12 protein-coding genes are annotated in these 17,176 nt (G+C 62.4%); 2 read left to right on the top strand and 10 right to left on the bottom strand.

From position 1 onward, the window contains the following. Window positions 1–153 precede the first annotated feature (153 nt). Window positions 154–1,596 carry a DEAD/DEAH box helicase gene (locus B0G83_RS12720; protein ID WP_258167879.1) on the top strand — a complete coding sequence of 481 codons (1,443 nt, stop codon included), beginning with the start codon at window positions 154–156 and terminating at the stop codon, window positions 1,594–1,596. 30 nt (window positions 1,597–1,626) lie between these two features. Next, window positions 1,627–2,874: an acyltransferase gene (locus tag B0G83_RS12715; protein WP_105507785.1), complete on the top strand. Its 1,248-nt coding sequence runs from the start codon at window positions 1,627–1,629 to the stop codon at window positions 2,872–2,874. Here B0G83_RS12715 and B0G83_RS12710 read toward each other — a convergent pair. The 10 genes from B0G83_RS12710 to B0G83_RS12660 form a co-directional block, all read right to left on the bottom strand. Then, entirely contained in the window at window positions 2,867–4,255 is a 1,389-nt protein-coding gene (locus tag B0G83_RS12710; protein ID WP_105507784.1) for a hypothetical protein, read from the bottom strand. The two genes, B0G83_RS12715 and B0G83_RS12710, sit on opposite strands and share 8 nt — an antisense overlap. Before the next feature lie 210 nt (window positions 4,256–4,465). Next, window positions 4,466–4,768, bottom strand: coding sequence for a hypothetical protein (locus B0G83_RS12700; RefSeq protein ID WP_105507782.1), 303 nt, complete (start codon window positions 4,766–4,768; stop codon window positions 4,466–4,468). A gap of 2 nt (window positions 4,769–4,770) precedes the next feature. Further along, window positions 4,771–5,217, bottom strand: a complete 447-nt coding sequence (locus B0G83_RS12695; RefSeq protein WP_105507781.1) for a glycoside hydrolase family protein — start codon at window positions 5,215–5,217, stop codon at window positions 4,771–4,773. Next, window positions 5,217–5,456, bottom strand: coding sequence for a hypothetical protein (locus tag B0G83_RS12690; RefSeq protein WP_105507780.1), 240 nt, complete (start codon window positions 5,454–5,456; stop codon window positions 5,217–5,219). The genes B0G83_RS12695 and B0G83_RS12690 overlap by 1 nt, the downstream gene beginning before the upstream one ends. Then, window positions 5,453–5,785 (bottom strand): hypothetical protein, encoded by a 333-nt coding sequence (locus B0G83_RS12685; RefSeq protein WP_105507779.1) that lies wholly within the window; start codon window positions 5,783–5,785, stop codon window positions 5,453–5,455. Before B0G83_RS12685 ends, B0G83_RS12690 begins: the two co-directional genes overlap by 4 nt. A gap of 3 nt (window positions 5,786–5,788) precedes the next feature. After that, entirely contained in the window at window positions 5,789–8,068 is a 2,280-nt protein-coding gene (locus tag B0G83_RS12680; RefSeq protein WP_146120214.1) for a hypothetical protein, read from the bottom strand. A gap of 208 nt (window positions 8,069–8,276) precedes the next feature. Beyond that, the gene (locus B0G83_RS12675) at window positions 8,277–13,916 is read right to left on the bottom strand and encodes a hypothetical protein (protein ID WP_105507777.1); all 5,640 of its coding nucleotides are present in this window, start codon (window positions 13,914–13,916) and stop codon (window positions 8,277–8,279) included. Then, a complete protein-coding gene (locus tag B0G83_RS12670; RefSeq protein ID WP_105507776.1) occupies window positions 13,916–16,108 on the bottom strand; it encodes a hypothetical protein in 2,193 nt (730 codons plus the stop codon). The genes B0G83_RS12675 and B0G83_RS12670 overlap by 1 nt, the downstream gene beginning before the upstream one ends. Then, on the bottom strand, window positions 16,109–16,732 hold the full coding sequence (locus B0G83_RS12665; RefSeq protein WP_105507775.1) for a hypothetical protein: 624 nt from the start codon (window positions 16,730–16,732) through the stop codon (window positions 16,109–16,111). It abuts the gene before it with no gap. After that, on the bottom strand, window positions 16,732–17,175 hold the full coding sequence (locus B0G83_RS12660) for a hypothetical protein (RefSeq protein ID WP_146120213.1): 444 nt from the start codon (window positions 17,173–17,175) through the stop codon (window positions 16,732–16,734). The genes B0G83_RS12665 and B0G83_RS12660 overlap by 1 nt, the downstream gene beginning before the upstream one ends. Between the last annotated feature and the right edge of the window lies 1 nt (window position 17,176).

The raw sequence follows: 17,176 nt of genomic DNA, 5'->3' as shown, positions 1-17,176 counted from the left end.
TTCTATGCAAACAGTGAAACCTCGCGGCCGCCCGTATCGTGGTGGGTGGATAGTGATGGGCCACTTCGGCGCCGTTTTCGGCGCAACACTGGCCGACGCATTGCGACTGTACTTCCGTTGCGTGCTCCACGACCAGACACGGCGGATTGAAGTGTGACCCGCCGCGCTTTCACCCCGTGGGAGTATCAGGGTCTGATTATTGAGCACCAGTCAACGCACGAGCGTTCGAACGTGTGGGCAGGCATGGGCCTCGGCAAGACCGTGAGCACCCTGACCGTGCTCGAATCGGCATATGGCCTTGGCATCGAGACGCAGCCGACGCTGGTGATCGCGCCGCTGCGCGTGGCGCAATCCACCTGGCCGGACGAGGCAGCGAAGTGGGAGCACCTGTCGGGGCTTGAGGTCGTGCCGATCATCGGTGACGCGAACCGGCGCGCGATGGCGCTGCGGCAGGACGCGCCGATCATGACGATCAACTATGAGAACCTGCCGTGGCTCGTCGACTGGTTCAAGCACAACCCACGCCCGTGGCCGTTCGGCTCGGTCGTTGCCGACGAGTCGACGAAGCTGAAGTCGACGCGGATCTCGACGCAGAAAAGCAGTAAGGGCAAGGAATTCCAGAAGGGCACGGGCGGCAGCGTGCGCGGGCGCGCGCTCGCGCAGGTTGCGCACACGAAGGTGCGGCGCTGGGTGAACCTCACCGGCACACCCGCGCCAAACGGCCTGAAGGATCTGTGGGGCCAGCAGTGGTTCGTCGACGGTGGTCAGCGGCTTGGGCGCAGCTTCACGGCCTTCGAGGGGCGTTGGTTCCAGTCCATGCCGGGTGGTCAGGGCTACCGGCAGATAAAGCCGCTGGAGCACGCCCAGGAACAGATTCACGCCGCGCTGCGCGACTGCACGATCTCGCTGGACGCGGCCGACTGGTTCGATATCGAGCAGCCGATCGTGCGCCCGGTGTACGTCGACCTGCCAAGCGGCGCACGGCGCCTGTATCAGGACATGGAACGCAAGATGTTCATGGAGATCGGCGAGCACGAGATCGAGGCCGTGAACGCCGCGAGCCGCACAATCAAATGCCTGCAGCTCGCGAACGGCGCGGCATACGTCGACGACGCCGGCAACTGGAAGGACGTTCACGACGAGAAGCTGCACGCGCTCGAGGATATCGTCGAAGAAGCCGCGGGCATGCCGGTGCTCGTCGCGTACCACTTCAAGTCGGATCTCGCGCGCCTTACACGGGCATTCCCGAAGGGGCGCCAGCTCGACCAGAACCCGCAGACGATCCGCGACTGGAACGCCGGCAAGATCCCCGTACTATTCGCGCACCCGGCCAGCGCCGGCCATGGCCTGAACCTGCAGGATGGTGGCAACATCATCGCGTTTTTCGGTCACTGGTGGAACCTCGAAGAGTTCCAGCAGATTATCGAACGCATCGGGCCGACCCGCCAGATTCAGGCCGGGTACAAGCGTCCCGTCTTCATTTACCACATCATCGCGCGCGACACGATCGACGAAGACGTGATGCTGCGGCGCGAGTCGAAACGGGAAGTGCAGGACATCCTGCTCGACGCCATGAAGCGGAAAGGTCTGATGTAAAATAAGGTTAAACCTTACAGGTAATTACAAATGAAAGATAATATGAGAGACGCGTTACCGGCGCTTACCGGTCTGCGGTTCGTCGCCGCTGCTGCGATCGTGCTGGATCATCTGTGGCCGGTGATCTTCAAACTGAGTTCTGGCGTGCCACTGGCCGACGCGTTCCATCAACTTTCTTTTCTTGGCATGTCGTTGTTTTTCGTGCTGAGCGGATTCATCATCCATTACAACTACGCAGGAAGCGTCGGCTCGCTTTCTATGCGCGGCCTGTACGGCTTCGCCGTAGCGCGCTTTAGCCGTCTGTATCCGCTGTTTCTCGCGCTCGTTACCTACGATGTGGTGTGCGGCAACTTCTTCCTGTTCCAGCCCAACGAGCAGATGAACTTCATCAACGCGTTACCGTACACGCTGACGGCGACGCAGAGCTGGTTCTATGGTTTCATTGGCAACCACCCGATCGCGTTTCCGTTTCACTTCGCGCACGTAACGTGGTCGATCAGCACGGAATTTTTCCTTTACCTGACGTACCCATTCCTGTGCGTTCTGGTGCTTCGTGCGCGCGACGAGTGGCGGGCTATCGTGACCGCGCTCGGCACAGTGCTGGCGGGGGCCGTTATTCTCTCGTTGCTGAAAAGCCACACGGTGATGATTGACCGCGTGGCCGCATGGTTCGGCGTTGTCGAAAATCCGGCCGCAGATCCCGGAACACAATTCTCGGACTGGTTTAACTACATCGCGCCGTATTCACGGGTTCTGGAATTCGCTGCTGGTTGCGCGCTTGCACAGGTGCACCGCCGACTCGCTGGAATCGCATCCTCGACGCGCGAACAAAGGATCGCTGGTGTCGTATTTGGGCTCGCGGTGCTGGATATTGCAGCGTTCGTTCTACGCGGGGAGTTCGGCTCACCAATTTTCGCTGCGGCCGTTGGTGGAGTCGGACTTCTGCCGGCAATCTGCGTGCTGATTTTCTGCTGCGCACGCTACGAGTTGCCGGCCGTGACCGCGCTCTCCGGCGTGCGGATCGTTGCGCTCGGCGAAGCGAGCTACTCGATGTACCTGCTTCACCTGATCGTGATCGAGAAGTCGGCGCCGACATCGCTTGTTGATCCGACGTTGGTGAACATCGGCATATTGCTGGGCCGCACGGCCGTTATTCTTTGTGCTATCGGTGTGCTGTCGCTCGGGGTACACCGGTGCTTTGAGGTGCCAGCGAAAAACTGGTTGCGCGACAAACTGATGCCTTCGCCCAAGCTTGCTGCGGCTATGCCAGTCAGTTGAATTCGTAGACAATAACCTTGCCGACGACGCCGGCTTGTCCGGCCGTTGCCGCAGTGCTTGCTGGAATTGCCGCGCCGTTGCCGCCCGATCCATTACCGCCGTTGGAGTTATAGCCGAGTGCGGCGAGGCCGCCGAGCACGGCGTACGCCGCAGCCGACGACATGTTCGTCACCGGTTGCCCTGTCGCTCCAGCGAAATTCAAAAGAACGGTGGCGCCGCTGACCGTGCAGTTTGCCGGCGCTGCGGCGCCGTTCTGCGTGAAGCCGGTTGCCTGTCCCGCGCTACCCGCACCACCCACACCACCGGGGCACGACACGATCGAGCCGAAACTCGACGCGCCGCCTGTGCCGCCGGCATTGTTACCCGCAGATCCCGCCGAGCCGACCGCGCCCAGCGTGACCGTAACGCCACTGAACCCTGACGTTACCAGCGTTTTCGCGTAGCTCCCGCCGCTGCCGGACTGCGCAATCGCGTTCTGCGCTGTCGATGTCGCGGCCACGCCGCCACCGCCACCGCCCGGCGCCTGAACCTCGACGATTACCTTCGCGGTACCTGTCGTCGGTGTATACGTGCCGCTCGACGAAAACACCTGGACGTTGAGCAGACGGCCGGGGATGCCAGTAACCGCACCGCTCGCGGAGAGCGTCGTGAATGCTCCGCTGCTCGGTGTGGACGCGCCGATAGACCCATTCAGCGCGCCACTCGCCGAATTGACCTGTGCGGGCGTCGCGTTGCCGATCGACGGCGGCGAAGCGAGATTCAGGTTGCCGCTATCCCACGGCGTCGCGCCGTTGAACGTGGGGCGCTGCGAGAACGCTACGACACCGGTCGAGCGAGTGATCTGGATGGCATTGCCGAGCAGCGACCCGGCATCCGAATAGTTCTGGATGTAGAAATTCGAGCCCGCGTTAGAGCCGCTTTCGGCTTCGCCGGAAGTTTGCACGACCCAACGCGCCGCGCCGCCCGTCTGGAAAATGAATTGCCGCGACGTCCCGGCAGCGCCCGATACGGTGTTCGTGATCGGGAGCGCCGCCGTGCCAGTGAACACCGGGGATGCGCTCGGCGCCGATCCAGTGAAACAACTGAACCCCGTGCCACTCGTGTATTGCAGCGCGCTCGTCGAGGTGTTGCAGCTCGGGATCGCGACCGCTGTCGGCGGCGCGCTCGAGCCGGTGACGTTCGCGACGACCGTATTCGCTGCCTGTGCGGCAAGCGCGGTTGCGCTGACGTTCGACCACGCGAGCGGCGTTGTCGGACCGGTCGAGGTGATAACCTGGCCGGACGTAGAACCGGCCGCGCTGATGAACTGGATCGGCGTCAGCGTAGCGCCGAACGCCAGTGACGAAAGCGCGAGTAGCGCGGCGGCAAATAGCTTCTTCATTTTAGTGGCTTCCAGTTGCAGTGGGCCGCGCCAGCCTTGTCGTGGGCAAGGATTGCGTTGGCGGTTGCGTCCGACAGTACGTCGGCCTTATCGAGGTAGATCGGTTTTGCCCAATCACACGACGTGTCGACCACGCGCGTTTTCGGGATAACCTCTTGCGTGGGCGGCGAGGGGCACGTCGCAGAACAGCCGGCGAGTGCCACGAGCAGGCTAAGGCCTAGTCCAATTCGAAAGTTCATTGCGCACCTCGTCGGCGGGTTTTGCGGCGACCGCGTTGTCGATGGCCGTGCGTTCGGCTGCGGCGTCGCCAGCCGCTTTCTGTGCGTCCGCGTTGGCTTGTGCCTCTGCGGTCTGCTGCACGGCTACCTGTTGCCCCGCCTGCGCCTTTGCGGCATCTGCTTGAGCTGCTGCGGTCTGCGTGGTCTTGCGGCCCCACGCGATGCCGAACGCGCCGCCAATGATGCCAAGCGCGGCGAGGATGTACGGCAGGAAAGGTGCGAGTAGTGCAAGCATGGTCAAACTCCGTTTTTCATCATGTTCGCGAGTCGCGCGGCCCGTGCGCCGACTTGCGACGCCCACGCCGACGCGAGCATCCCCGTCGCCGCATCGGCATAACGCCCCTGACGCATCGCCGTCAGCGTGTTCCTGAAGCCAAGCAGTTTGGTCAGGCCCAAGTTGAAGCACATGTTGCAGATGACACGTTGACGAACGTCGTCCATACCGCGCCACCAAGGCAGTGCGTTGTCGAGGTCGTCGAACACGTTCTGCAAATCGGACTCCAACAGCACGTTGACCAGATCGTCGGTGAGCGGGTAGGTCCAGCCATCAGGCAGTGGTGAAGCGTCGAGGTTGTGCCCAGCCCCCACCGTCAGAAAACCTTTAGTGTCGCGGTAAGGGGTGTAGCGCACACCTTCATCGACGCGCAGTTCCACCACGAGCTGGGCTTCGTTGTCCTCGTCCATTACGGCTGCTCTCGATGCGGGCGCTGCACGACACGGGCAACGATGAACAGCACACTGCCGATGACCGGCGCCCACTGTTGCCCATGCGCGGGGAACCAGAAAATGAACGACGGCATGACGTTCGGCCACTGGTCGGCGGCGAGCGGTATCACCGAATAAAGCATCGCAAGCAACGCCGCCAGTTGGACCGAGGCGTACTTCCACGCCTTACGCCAGTCTTCAATCAGGATATGTTTCATCGTGCCCACCTCTTTATCGATGGCCGGTTGTCGACGCTGTTCTGCAGAAGCTGATCACGTAGCTGGTCGATCTTCGTGTTCGTGTCTTTTACGTCGGAACTGATGCTGCGCAGCTGCTCTTTCACGTCGGCGCGCTGCTGCTGCATGTCGTTCTCAATTCGCGCGAAGTGCTGTTCCTGCTGCCTGTCGTGGTCTTCGAGGGTCGATACCCGGCCAACGAGCGAGAAGTAGGCGATTGCCGTTGCGGTGCACACGCCGATGATGCCGACGAGCAACGTTTGCAGATTGATCGTCGTGTCGATCCAGCGCGGTTTCGTGATATCGCTCATTTCCTAGACACCCGTTGTGCAGACGCCATGAACGGCGCCTACGGCGCTATTCGATACGTGCGGCGCGCCGATGTTGCCAGCCGTAGAAATCTGCCAGTCGTCGTCGAGCGTTCCCGACGACGTGGCGTCCACCACGATCGCGTTCGTCGCGTACCCGTCGCAGACGCCGCCCACGAGCGAACGCGCATCGCCGGTCAGATAGATAAACGCCTGCGCGGCGCTCGACTGGTTATAGAAGTTGCCTTTGAACTGGCACAGCGCCGTGCCGTTGCCCTTGATGCCGTAGTGCATATCGCGAAATCGCACGCTCTTCTCTACGATGATGTTTTGCGAGTTCGATACGTTCACCCCGACGGCATTCAGCACGTTGCCGGTGCCAACCAGTTGCAGCGCACCGGTCAACATCACACCTCGGCAGTTGGTGATTAGCACACAATCCGTTTCAGCGCCTGTGCCTGCCTTCGGGTTAATCCATCCGCCGATCACGGAAACGCCACCGTACTGGCCGAAGCCATTCAGCGAAAGCCCCTGCGTCGTCCACTGATCGAACACGGGGTTGATGATCGTGATGTCTTCACAGAACGCGCCGGCCGCGCTGGCATCGCCGACCATGCCGAACTGTGTCTGCGTACCCTGCGGATTGATGAATTCCATGTCCGACATGTACGTGCCGGTGAAACGGAATCCGATGGAACCTGCCGCGTATTGGGAGTTCGTGCCGAGGTTGCCGTTGCCCTGATACCACGCATGGTCGTACACGCTCGATTCGTTGCCCGGCGCGCCGCCACCACCGTCGATAACGTAGCTGATGCAGCCCGCCACCTGTCCCTGATAGGTGGACAACGTTCGGCGCAGGTACATGTTCGGCGACTGGTATTGCTTGAAGCCGTACAGGAAGTCGGCGACCTCGACGTTTTCGACGAGCGTGAACGACGTGTACTGGATATCCAGCCCGAACGTGTTCGTGGTCGCGGGCGCCGAGGACCGCAGCGAAAATTCCTTGAAACCGATATTGCTCAGCAGTGCACCCGGCACGCCGTACGCCTGAATGCCGTTGCTGGTCGTGCCGAATGTCAGGAAGCGCGTGATAGTCTCGCCACATCCTTTAAGAATGACTTTCGAGGGGAAACCGGTCAGGGTGCCGTTCCATCCGTAGTCGCCCGGCTGGCCGTACACCATGCCGCCGGTGTTGGCGAGAAATGCGAGCGCGAGCTTGAAAGCCGGAAGATCGTCGTTCGCAACGCCTACGCGCTTCGCGCCGTACCATTCCGGTGCGACTACCATCGCAACAGTGGCGATCGGTTTGCAGTTGCTGAAGATCTGGCGCGGCCCGGCCATAATCGACTTCTGGATCTGCACGACCTCAGTGCCCGCCGTGCCGACGATCATGCCGCCCTGCTCGAAGTGCAGTTCCGTCGAGAAACCAAATGTCACGTTCGCCGAGATCCTGACGGCCTGCGGCACGACGAGCGTTCGCGCACTGGCGCCGATCGCGGCAACAGCGGCCAGCACCTTGGCGGTTTCGTCCGAGCCGTCATAGAGACAACCGAAGTCGCTCAGACTGACGAAATCCGATACCCGATTGCGGGCGCTGCTGAGCGCACTGCCGGCCGCGACCTTGGCGTCGGTAACCGATCCATCGGGTGGCGTGAACACCGACAGCGACGTGCCGCCGATACACCAGATGCGCGGCGTCCCGGCCGGGATCACGACAGGGTTTCCGTTGCCGTCCGTGAACGTGAGTGTTAGGTTGTTCAGCGAATAGCTGTTCGGGTCTTGCGATACACCCTGCATGACGACCTGGCCGAGATTGGCCTTGTTGCCGTAGGCGCGCGACAGAGTTACCGACGTCGACGTGCCGGACGTGTAATCCACGCCGTCGGTCCACGATTCGTTTTTCAGATCGCCCGCGCCGACAGACGCCGGCAGCGACATCAATTCAACGTTTCCGCTGGCGTCGAAACCAAGCACCGTATTTGCACGCACGGCGGCGGGCGGCAGAACGGGCGATGTGCTTTCCGCTTCGGTATAGACGATCGCACGGCTCGCAACTTCAGCAACCTGCTGGATCTGGATCGTCGCGCGGTCGACCATATCCTCGATGACTTCGGGATAAAAGCCGCCGCTGTTCGTGATGTCGGTTTCCTGATCGATCGGCAGATCGCCCAGCACAACCAGCTGGTAACCCGTCGGCAACGGCGTGCCGGTAATCGGATAGGTGATCGTGCCACCAGGCGCGTTGTTCTGGTCGGCGTTCAGCAGGACGGAATAATCCGAGTCCAATATAAGGGTAGTGTCACCCCCGTTTGCGTCAACGCGGACGAGCTTCACGTCGCTGCGCGCGAAAACCTTGAAGCCGAAAGGAAACCCGGTCGTGACGCCATTCCCGGCGAACGGGCCTGCCTTACGTGTTGTGCTGGAAACCGTCATCCGTGCAACCCCTTAAAGTTGCACGGATTTTCGAGGCTAAACAACGCGGTATGTGAACGCGCTAGTGCTTGGGCGCGCGCCCCAGTGCAACGCCTTCGGCCACGTCAAGCGGGCCTTGCGGTCGTTGTTTGCCGTTCGCCACGTCAGCGAGGTACTGCGCCGATCCGCCAAGCTGACCGAGCCCCGGAATGTGCAGCCCCATACCGGCCGCATTGGCAATGTCCTTGATCGGGGCGTTGGCGTGCTGCCCGGTCGCCATATGGTAGACGTCCTTACCCGCGCCGACCATCGTATTGAGGAACGACTCGACGCCGACCTGGCCCGCGTGGCTGTAGCCTTCGACCATCGCCGCAGCGTCGCGCACGAACGGAACCATGCCGGCCACTTCCGTGCCGATCGACTTAGCGATCCAGTGCGCCCAGCCGTCCTTATCGCTCGGCGGTCCTTCGGTCAGGTATCCGGCCCAAATGGCCGGCACGATCAGCGCCATGAAACCGCGCGCGAGGGTCTGCGGGTTGCTGATGCCGGCCGTTTTCAGCTTGTCGGCGATGTCGGCCGCCTGCCCGTAGCTGTTGTTCATGAAGCCGTAAAGCGTCGTGAACATCTTCACCGCTTCGCTTGAGTTGTTGATGACCATCGAGCGCGCGGTCGTGATATTGCTGCCGTGGGCTTCCCGTACCACCTTGTTCGCGTATGCGACGGCCTGCTCTTCGGTCATCGGTGCGCCGGTACCACCCATGTTCTTCGGCACGCCGACGGTGACCGCGCGGTCATACGCGGCCCACGCCGTAGGCACGGCCGTCATCATGTCCGACCACGCAACAGCGGCGTGGCCGAAGCGTTCGGCCTTGCTGATCTTGCTCTCGGGCTCGAACAGGTTCGCCGACATCGCGCGAAAATCGCGATCCTGCTGTAGCAGCCGCGCGCGGATCTCGGGGAATTTCTCCTGCGCGCCGCGGATCTCGGCAGCGTAGTTCGTGCCCATCGCGGCGAAGCGCGAAGCGAGGAACTTCTCACCGCCGCCCGTGAAATAGCCCCCCGTCTTGATGGCCGCTGAACCGCCGTGCTTGAGCACGGTCGAGATGCGAAACGCGATGCCGTTGATTACCAGACCTGTGCGCGTGTATTGCAGAATCTTGCCGAGCGCGCCGATCTCGCGATCCTGGTTGTCGGCGTTGGCCGTCTTGCCCAGCCACTCCTGCAACGACCGGTACGCTTCAGGCCCGTAGGTCTTCTGGAACTGTCGCCGGAAACTGCCGTCGGTGATGATCTTGTGCACGTCGATCAGCGTCTCGCGATATGCGAGATCGTGAATCGATTCGGTCATCGCCTGCGGAATCGTGTGGAAGTCGAGGTCCACCACATCGGTATAGCCGTGGCTACGCGCGTTGAGCGAACCGTTGGTCGTCGTGTCGGGCCGATAGTACGATTTGCCAAACAGGCCTTCGCCGGGATCGATCGCGCGACCGGCCGATTCGATCTGGCCGCGACGTGAACGCAGGGGGTCGTACTTGATCGCGGCATAGCCGCCACGCTGCTCGCCGAACTTCGTCTGGAAGGCGCGCGGCTCGATGCGTTCCGGCGACGTGTTGCCAAGTCGCTGGTTCATCGCGACCATATCCGGCCAGTGCTTGTCGTACTGGTCCCACACCGACTGAACCGCTTTCCAGTCTTTTTCGCTCATGTTGTCGTGCAGGAAACGCCACACATCCTGCGGGTTCCATTTCCAGCCTGACGTGAGTTTGTCGAAATTCGATTCATTGCCAACGTGCAAAGCGATACCGAGCATACGACCGCGATTGATGCGCAACGGTTCTCCGGTCGTGCTGTTCACGTCGCCGAGGCGCGTGTTCGGCACGCCGTCTTTCAGACTGTCCTGCCACTCGCGGCCCAGGTGATCGGCCATCTTCTGGAAGTCGTCCGACATGCCTTTGAGCATATCGACTTCGTGGTAATTGGCGCGAAACACCGGTTCGTAGATAGACTCGCCGAACGGTCCCAGCAGCTCGTGCATGTCGTACTGGTTGCGTTTGTATTCCTGCGGCTTGAGTTGCGCCTTGATCGAACGCAACTGCGACGTCATATGGTCGAGCGCGATTTTGAACGGGTTGTTGCTACGATCGGCAGGCTTGTCGAAAATCTCCGCGTCGCTGAACTGTTCGCCGCGAGCCTGCATTTTCGGGATCAGATGCTCCATGACGTAGGACGCGATTTCAACTTTTTCACCGTTGATCGTCACCGTCTTGCGATCACGACCGATCTTCTCCAGCGACTTTACGGCGTCCGTCAGCCCGCGAAACTGTTCCATCGTCATATCGCGGTACGGCGTGCGGAACGTCGGATTGAGCATGTCCGGCGAGACGTTCGGCGCCATGCCGAGCGCGGTCTGTGATTCGACCCACTTCTCTAGGTTGATTTGCTGGCGCGTCGGCGCATCGGTCGGGTTCTTGCGCAGGTCGAAGCGCGACAGCATGTCGTCGATCTGGTCGCGCACATCCACGTCGATCTTGCCGCGAACGCTGTCCTTATTGAATTTCTTCAGATAGTCGAGCGACTTCAGGACTTCGGTAGCGGCGGCGCGCGCGGTCTTTTCGAGCTGGTTGTTGAGCAGCTGGTTGCGCTTCTGCTGCGCGGCTTCGGTAAGGTCGCCTTTCACGCGCGCCGCGTCGGCGGCTTTTGCCGCACGCGCTTCGGCCGCGCCGTATTTCGACGCGTTGATATCGCGCACGCGCGCCTTGGCGATCGTCGTTTCGGCCACGGCCTTCGCAGCTTTTTCGAGCACGCGCACGCCGCCCGTCGCTTTCGTCAGCGCCTTGTACTCGGTCGCGATAAAGCGTGTTCGCACTTCGTTGTGGATGGCCTGATTCGCCGCGGTGTTCATCGCCTGCGGGGACGTGATATCGCCGTACTTCTCAAGCATGCGCTGATCGGTCAGCGCCTCGATAACCTGCTTGCGCGGCTCGGCGTCGGCGATCGCCTTCGTCATTTCGTCGGCGTTCGCGAAGCCGAAGCGCTCGGCCACGAGATCGGCGGGGATCTGGTTTTCCTTATTGGCCTGCCCGAGCATGAAGTCCTGCGCGGCGTACACCGGTTCGGTGGCGACGTCCGTCTTTACCTGTTCGCGAACCGCCGCACGCTTGGCGGCCACGTCGTCACGCACTTCCTTGCTCGCACGATCTTTCGCGATCTCGGTGAAACGCATGTCGCGCAGCGTGCGCGCGGTCAGTTCGTCCGATGCTTCGAGCGTTGCTTCGTTACCCAGCGCGTGGTACGCCTGAAACTCTTCCGGCGTCATGCCGGCTTCTTCGGCGCTATGGAACATCGGCGCATAGGCGCGCTCGGCTTCGGCGGCGCGGATCGCGTCATTCGAAGCGAGCATGCGGTCGAACACGCCGCGCACTTCGGGAGACAGCTGCACGTGCAGGTTCTGCAGCGACTTGTAGACGTTCACCATCCACGCGCGCACGCGCTGGAAAACGCCCTGCAGTTCCGGCGTCGGCGCTTTCCCTTCCATCAGGTACGCTTCGAAGCCGCGCGCGAACTGCTCATGCATCGGTCGTTTTTCTTCGAGCGGCATCGTGCGCCACGCATCGGGCGTCGTGCCCATCCAGTTCGTGGCCGTCTCGAAGTCTTTCGACACTTCCGGCAGCGAGCTGTCTTTCGCCATGTGGCTGAGCATTTCCAGATGGAAGTGCCCGAGTTCGTGCACGAACGTCGACAGGTCGGCGTCCTTGTTCAGCGTGATCGTGCTCGGCGCGCTGGTGATGTCGTCGGCGAACGACAGTTTGCCGCGCGCTTCCTGCGTCAGGGCGTTCGCGCCCGACGCATCTTCGGCAGTGATCTGCAGCGGGTAGCGCTCGAACATCGATTCGGGCGACAGGCCCGCGCGTGCGCCGGCTGCGGTGTAGCTGTCGCGCACGAGTGCGGCGTACACCTTGTTCACGTCGGGGCGGAAGCGGTTCGCCTCGGTGAGTTGGCCGAGAATATTGTCATGCACCGCCTGCGCGGATTGCGCGACCGTGTCGTCGTTTGCCTTGTCTGCCGCAGAGGCGTCCGACGCCTGCTGGAACGTGTCACGGCTCGACTGGTAGAACTCCTGCGCCTGCTGTTGTGTCATGCCGTCGGGATCGGTCTTCAGGTGCGGCATGAGCGAGTCGCCCAGCGGGCCGCCAGCGATGTGTGTGGCGAAATCCTCTACCGGGATCGACACGTCGCCACCCGTGGCAAGCGCTTCGGGCAACTGCTGCGCGACGCGCGGCATGGTCGATTCGACATCGCCGATCTTTACGCCCGACTGGTTGAGCGCGTTCGCGAGTGTGGCGCCGTCCACATAAATATTCTGCACCGGGCCGTCGGCGTTTGCCGTGGCAACGAAGTCCTTGAACGCCTGCGGGTCGCGCGGGCGCAGCTTCGAGTTCGCAGCCGACGTCGCCAGATCTGAAAGCGTTTGCGCATCGCCCATTGCCACGTCAGCCTTGGCGGCGTCCGTCATCCACGCGCCTGTGGCGCGGCCCGCGCCGTGCAGCGAGAACACGGAATTGAGGCCGTAGTCCATGACCTTCTGCGCGGTGCTCCGATCATCCCACGGCGTCGTCCCCTGAATGGCGTCCATCGCGACGTTCACGCCGGCCACGCGCGCGAGTGTCTGCGCGATCGTCGCGTCGGGCAGCACACGCCCGGCCGCGCCGAACACAGCGCCCATTTCGGCGCCGTGCAAGCCCTGCATGCCGAGTGTCGTCAGCGCCGCTTCAGGGCTATTCTGGTTGAGCGCGTCACCCGTCGCGGTGATCGCGCTGGCAAGCCCCAGCGTCGACGCCTGACCAACGACGTCTTTTGCCGCAGCTTTCACGAACGATTCGCCCGCTACGTGTTCCAGCAACGAACCGCCGATTTTCTCGACTGCGCCCGCAGCGAGTTTCAGCGGCGCACCCGCAACGAAACCCGCCAGGTTGCCCGCGCCGCTTGCGACCTGACCGGCTGTCGTTTGAGCCGGGCCGCTCGCGTCCGGCGCGAGGCCGGCAGTGAACGCGTTTTCAAAGCCTTGCGCGAACTGCGTCGGGATCTCGGATGCGCCGCCTACCGCGTCGCGCTCTTGCCCGACGGTCATGCCGTTCTGCCTCGCGTAATTCTGGATAAACGCCTGAGCGCTGCCGGCATCCTGTGCATTGCCCGTCGGCACGGCGTCACCCATGCCGAGCAGATTGCGGCCCCAATTCAGCAGGCGTTCGCGCAACGGCAACGGGCTGTTGTCCGGCTGGAAATAGCCCGTGGTGCCCGGTGCGAGCGGCACAGTATTGCCGGCGGGGCCGAGGTTCGCCGTAGCCTGCTCAACGGCCTGCATGCCCGGCACGTCGTCGTGCGCGATCTTCGCGTTGTTCTGCGACTGGTAGAACGCCGCGGTGGTGGGGAATTGCTTCGCGAGGTTCTGAAAATCGATACTCGAGACTGCGGCCCTCTGTTTCACGGCGTCGGGGAACGCTTTGACGCTGTCGACCGGCGTGCCGGTCTGCTGCGCGAGGCGCTGCATCTCGGCTTCGTAATCGGGGTTCGCGCCGACCGCGAGCGCGATATTGCTCTGTGCGGTTTGCGCGGTGCTGGCGAGATAGGCCGATGCGGGTGACGGCGTCGGTGCTGCCGGTGCTTGCGGCGTGACCGGGCCGGAGAACGAGGTATCGGAATTCGGAACGATCAGATCGGGCATCAGGGTGTGCTCGCGTTGCGGGATTGTGCGGTTTTGAAATGCCAGTACGCGCCGAGCAACTGACCGGGTGACGGATTCGGCACGCCGTTCGACTTGAAGTCCGCAACGAGCTTCGGCCGCACATCATCGGGGATCTGGTCGGGCGTCATCGACATCATGTTCACCGTCGTGTCCGGACGGGGGATCGACATAAAACCCAGGTCGAGATGATTCTGGAAGGTGACCGATTTCGTGAACAGGCCGTCGATGTGCTTCTCGATATCGACCTCGGTGAACTTCTTGCCTGCCTGCTGCTGCGCGTCGAGAATGCTTTGGTTCACGAACTGGCGAATGCTGCCGACCTGCGACACGGCGTCAGGGTCTGCGTTGAACCCGGTCGATTTCGGGTAGGGGTTCATGCCCATCGACTGCAGACGCTGCGACAGCGTTTCGTTTACGGCGCGCAGGTTCAGACTGCCGGGCGCGTTCGAGCCGGTGTTATTAATCAGGTCAGCGCGCTGCTTTGACAGCGTCTTGAAGTCGTCGACAGAGAGGTTTTGCGCCTGTACCTGCCACTGGTCGTTCGTCATGTTCGCCATGATCTGCGGCGTCGTTACGAGCGTCTGGTAAAGCGCCGTGTTCGTGGTGTTCGTGCCTTCCGACATGCTCTTCGCGAACGTCTGCAGACCCGGCAAATCTTTCGGGTTGACGGCGGCAAGATCGGCGGGATTGATCGATGACCAGTTCCCGCGATTCGCCGAAAGCGTGCGCTGTACCTGCGCCACCGCCGCGGTGTCGCGCTGGTCGATTGCCTGCGTCTGCTCGTTGTATTGCTGCGTTGCGAGTGTGACGGCCTGCTGCATCCATTCGGGTTTCTGTTGCAGGGTCGGATTCGCGCGGACCTGCGCGATCACGTCGGCGAGTGCGGGCCGCGTCGTGTTCACAGCGCCGGACTGGTAGGCCGCGACGTTCTTCTGCACGTACGCTTGCCCTTCCGGTGAAATGAACTGCATCCACGCGTTCGGTGTACCTGCGGCCTGCGCTTTCTGCAAGGCCGTGTCCATCGCGCCGCTTCCATCGTGGTACGCCGCCCACGCCTTTGCCGGGTCACCGTAGCGCTGCACCATCGCTGTAAGCAACTGCGTGCCGACACGGTTGTATTCGGCCGGTGTGTCGCTCTGCGCTGGCTGGATGCCGAAGCCAGGTTGCTGCGCCGTCGACGGCAACGCTTGCATCTTGTATTTAGCGCCCGTCGCGGACGTAACCGGCGTACCGTCGCCGTTGAAATCTTTATTCCCGGATTCGTCCTGCGCGGTAATGACCTGCATACGGGAAAGCGGGCTGTTCGAAAGTTGTGGCCCGGCAGCGGTCATGACGTTGTTCACTACGCTCGTCGCGACCTGCGTGCCAATGTAGCTGTTGAGCTTGCCGCTGACCTTGAGAATGTCATCGGCCGTCATCTGCGGTGAGTACTTCGCGAGCAACTGGTTGGCGTAGGTCGTCTGGCCGTGCTGGAGTGCCGTGTCGATCGCGCCGGTGAGCGCGTTGCTCGTCATCGTCAGCTGGTTCGCTTCGATCTCGGTCGCGGCGCTGCCGTTGATTACGCCGGCCTGATACGTTGCGGCCTTGATCGCGTCGAGCCCGGCGTCGATCTGGTCAGGGTTGTCGTAGCTCAAGCCGACCTGATTCGTCGCCAGCTTGACGGTGCCCTGCTGCGTCGACAGCGCGTACTCCTTGAACTGCTGGCCTTCCCATTGTGTCGTTTGCCCATGGAACTGCGTGGCGATGTCCCGCGCCTGCTCGTTGAACATGCGCAGCTGCATCGGGTTCGACAACTGCGAACTGATCTGTGACGCGCTATCGGTCAGCTTGCCCGTCATCTCGTCGGCAAGGCTCATGCCGCTCGGCCGCTGGATAGCGTTGATACCCGTTTGCGACATGACGCCGCCTTGCGGGTTGTACATCAGATCCTGTTGCGTGGTCTTGAGCTGGTTCACCGCGTCATTGACACGCGTCTGGTTCGCCAGATTCTGCGCGTCGATCGCCATCTGCGATTGCGCGTTCGCGGCCTGCCCGAGCGCGTCGCCGGCCTGGCTGTATTGCTGCGAGCCCTGATCGAGCAGCCCGGCTGTAACAGCGGTCGAGCCCTGAAAGTCGGGTGCCTGGCTCGGCGTTACCTGCTGCGAGGGATCGAGTGACGGAACGACCGGCATTTAGCTAACCCCTGCGCGTTGATTGCGATACCAGCTGGAAGCGACCCCGGTCGCGCTCGTGAGCAGCGATGTTGCGCCGGCCATCGCCGGGCTGACCGAACTCGCCGCGGCGCGATACACGCCCGCATTGAGCGCGTCCTGCTGGCTCTGCTGCGTATAGCCCATCGCTGCGCGCGCGGCGTTGGCCGTGATCGTCTGCACGTTCTGGTTCGTGATGTATTGGGTGCTGGCCTGCACGTTGGCCGCGGTCCCCGGCGCGTCGACATCGACACCATTGGCGGCCATCGCGGCGCGCTGCGACGCAACGGTCTGCGCGCCTCGCGTTTCGGCGTTGGTCGCCTGCCCAATGCCCGACGTGACCGCGCTTGCCGCAGCCTGTTCGGAATTGATCGCGTTGGTTTGCAGCTGGTTAGCCTGCGCGTTGTCGGCTGTGACCGTGTTATTCGCTTTCGTGATTGCGCCGAAGAGGCTGAGCGCGCCTCCGGCCGTGCCGAGCGCGAGGTTCGTGTTGCCCGGCGTGAAGATGCTCGACGTGTCGGCCGGCGACGAGCCGCCGAATGCGTACGGCGCGCCGCTGCCGGTGGTGGCGCTCGTGGCGGCTGACGCGAGATTAGGCAGACACATTATCGTTTCATCCCGAAGCGGTGGAACGGCAAGCCGAAAACGCCATAGGGTTCGGTTTCTTTCTGAACGGTAAAGCCGAGGCGGTCCAGCCATTGCACCGACTTCAGGCTGCGCGCATCGACGTAGTTCAGCAGGGTCGCGTATTTGTCGCTCATTAAGTGAACGTACTCACGGCCGAGCCGGGTCAGTTGCTTGGGCGCGCGCTCAAGCGCGGGCGTGCCAAGCATCCACGGCACGCCGATACCCGGCGCGGCCGTCACGCCGAACAGGCCTGCGGGCTTTCCATCGACCTCGATCGTCCAGAGCAGCGTCGAGAGTTGTGCGCCTTGCCGCATGACCGCAAGGCAATCGCGGTGTCCGGTCGCGCCGTGGATCTCTTCGATATCGGCGCTGCGCAAGTCAGCGGCAATGGCTTCGATATCGCCGTCGCGCGGGTCGCGCACG

Origin of the sequence: Paraburkholderia sp. BL21I4N1, from assembly GCF_002973525.1 — a bacterium.
Lineage (GTDB): Bacteria > Pseudomonadota > Gammaproteobacteria > Burkholderiales > Burkholderiaceae > Paraburkholderia.
Note: the sequence above shows the minus strand (reverse complement) of the source record. Positions and strands in the feature narration are given on the sequence as shown.

What these genes read in the sequence shown, in the direction of transcription:
- B0G83_RS12690 (WP_105507780.1), bottom strand. Translation starts at nt 5,456, where the DNA reads ATGAAACATATCCTGATTGAAGACTGGCGTAAGGCGTGGAAGTACGCC.
- B0G83_RS12670 (WP_105507776.1), bottom strand. Translation starts at nt 16,108, where the DNA reads ATGCCGGTCGTTCCGTCACTCGATCCCTCGCAGCAGGTAACGCCGAGC.
- B0G83_RS12685 (WP_105507779.1), bottom strand. Translation starts at nt 5,785, where the DNA reads ATGAGCGATATCACGAAACCGCGCTGGATCGACACGACGATCAATCTG.
- B0G83_RS12675 (WP_105507777.1), bottom strand. Translation starts at nt 13,916, where the DNA reads ATGCCCGATCTGATCGTTCCGAATTCCGATACCTCGTTCTCCGGCCCG.
- B0G83_RS12715 (WP_105507785.1), top strand. Translation starts at nt 1,627, where the DNA reads ATGAAAGATAATATGAGAGACGCGTTACCGGCGCTTACCGGTCTGCGG.
- B0G83_RS12665 (WP_105507775.1), bottom strand. Translation starts at nt 16,732, where the DNA reads ATGTGTCTGCCTAATCTCGCGTCAGCCGCCACGAGCGCCACCACCGGC.
- B0G83_RS12710 (WP_105507784.1), bottom strand. Translation starts at nt 4,255, where the DNA reads ATGAAGAAGCTATTTGCCGCCGCGCTACTCGCGCTTTCGTCACTGGCG.
- B0G83_RS12695 (WP_105507781.1), bottom strand. Translation starts at nt 5,217, where the DNA reads ATGGACGAGGACAACGAAGCCCAGCTCGTGGTGGAACTGCGCGTCGAT.
- B0G83_RS12700 (WP_105507782.1), bottom strand. Translation starts at nt 4,768, where the DNA reads ATGCTTGCACTACTCGCACCTTTCCTGCCGTACATCCTCGCCGCGCTT.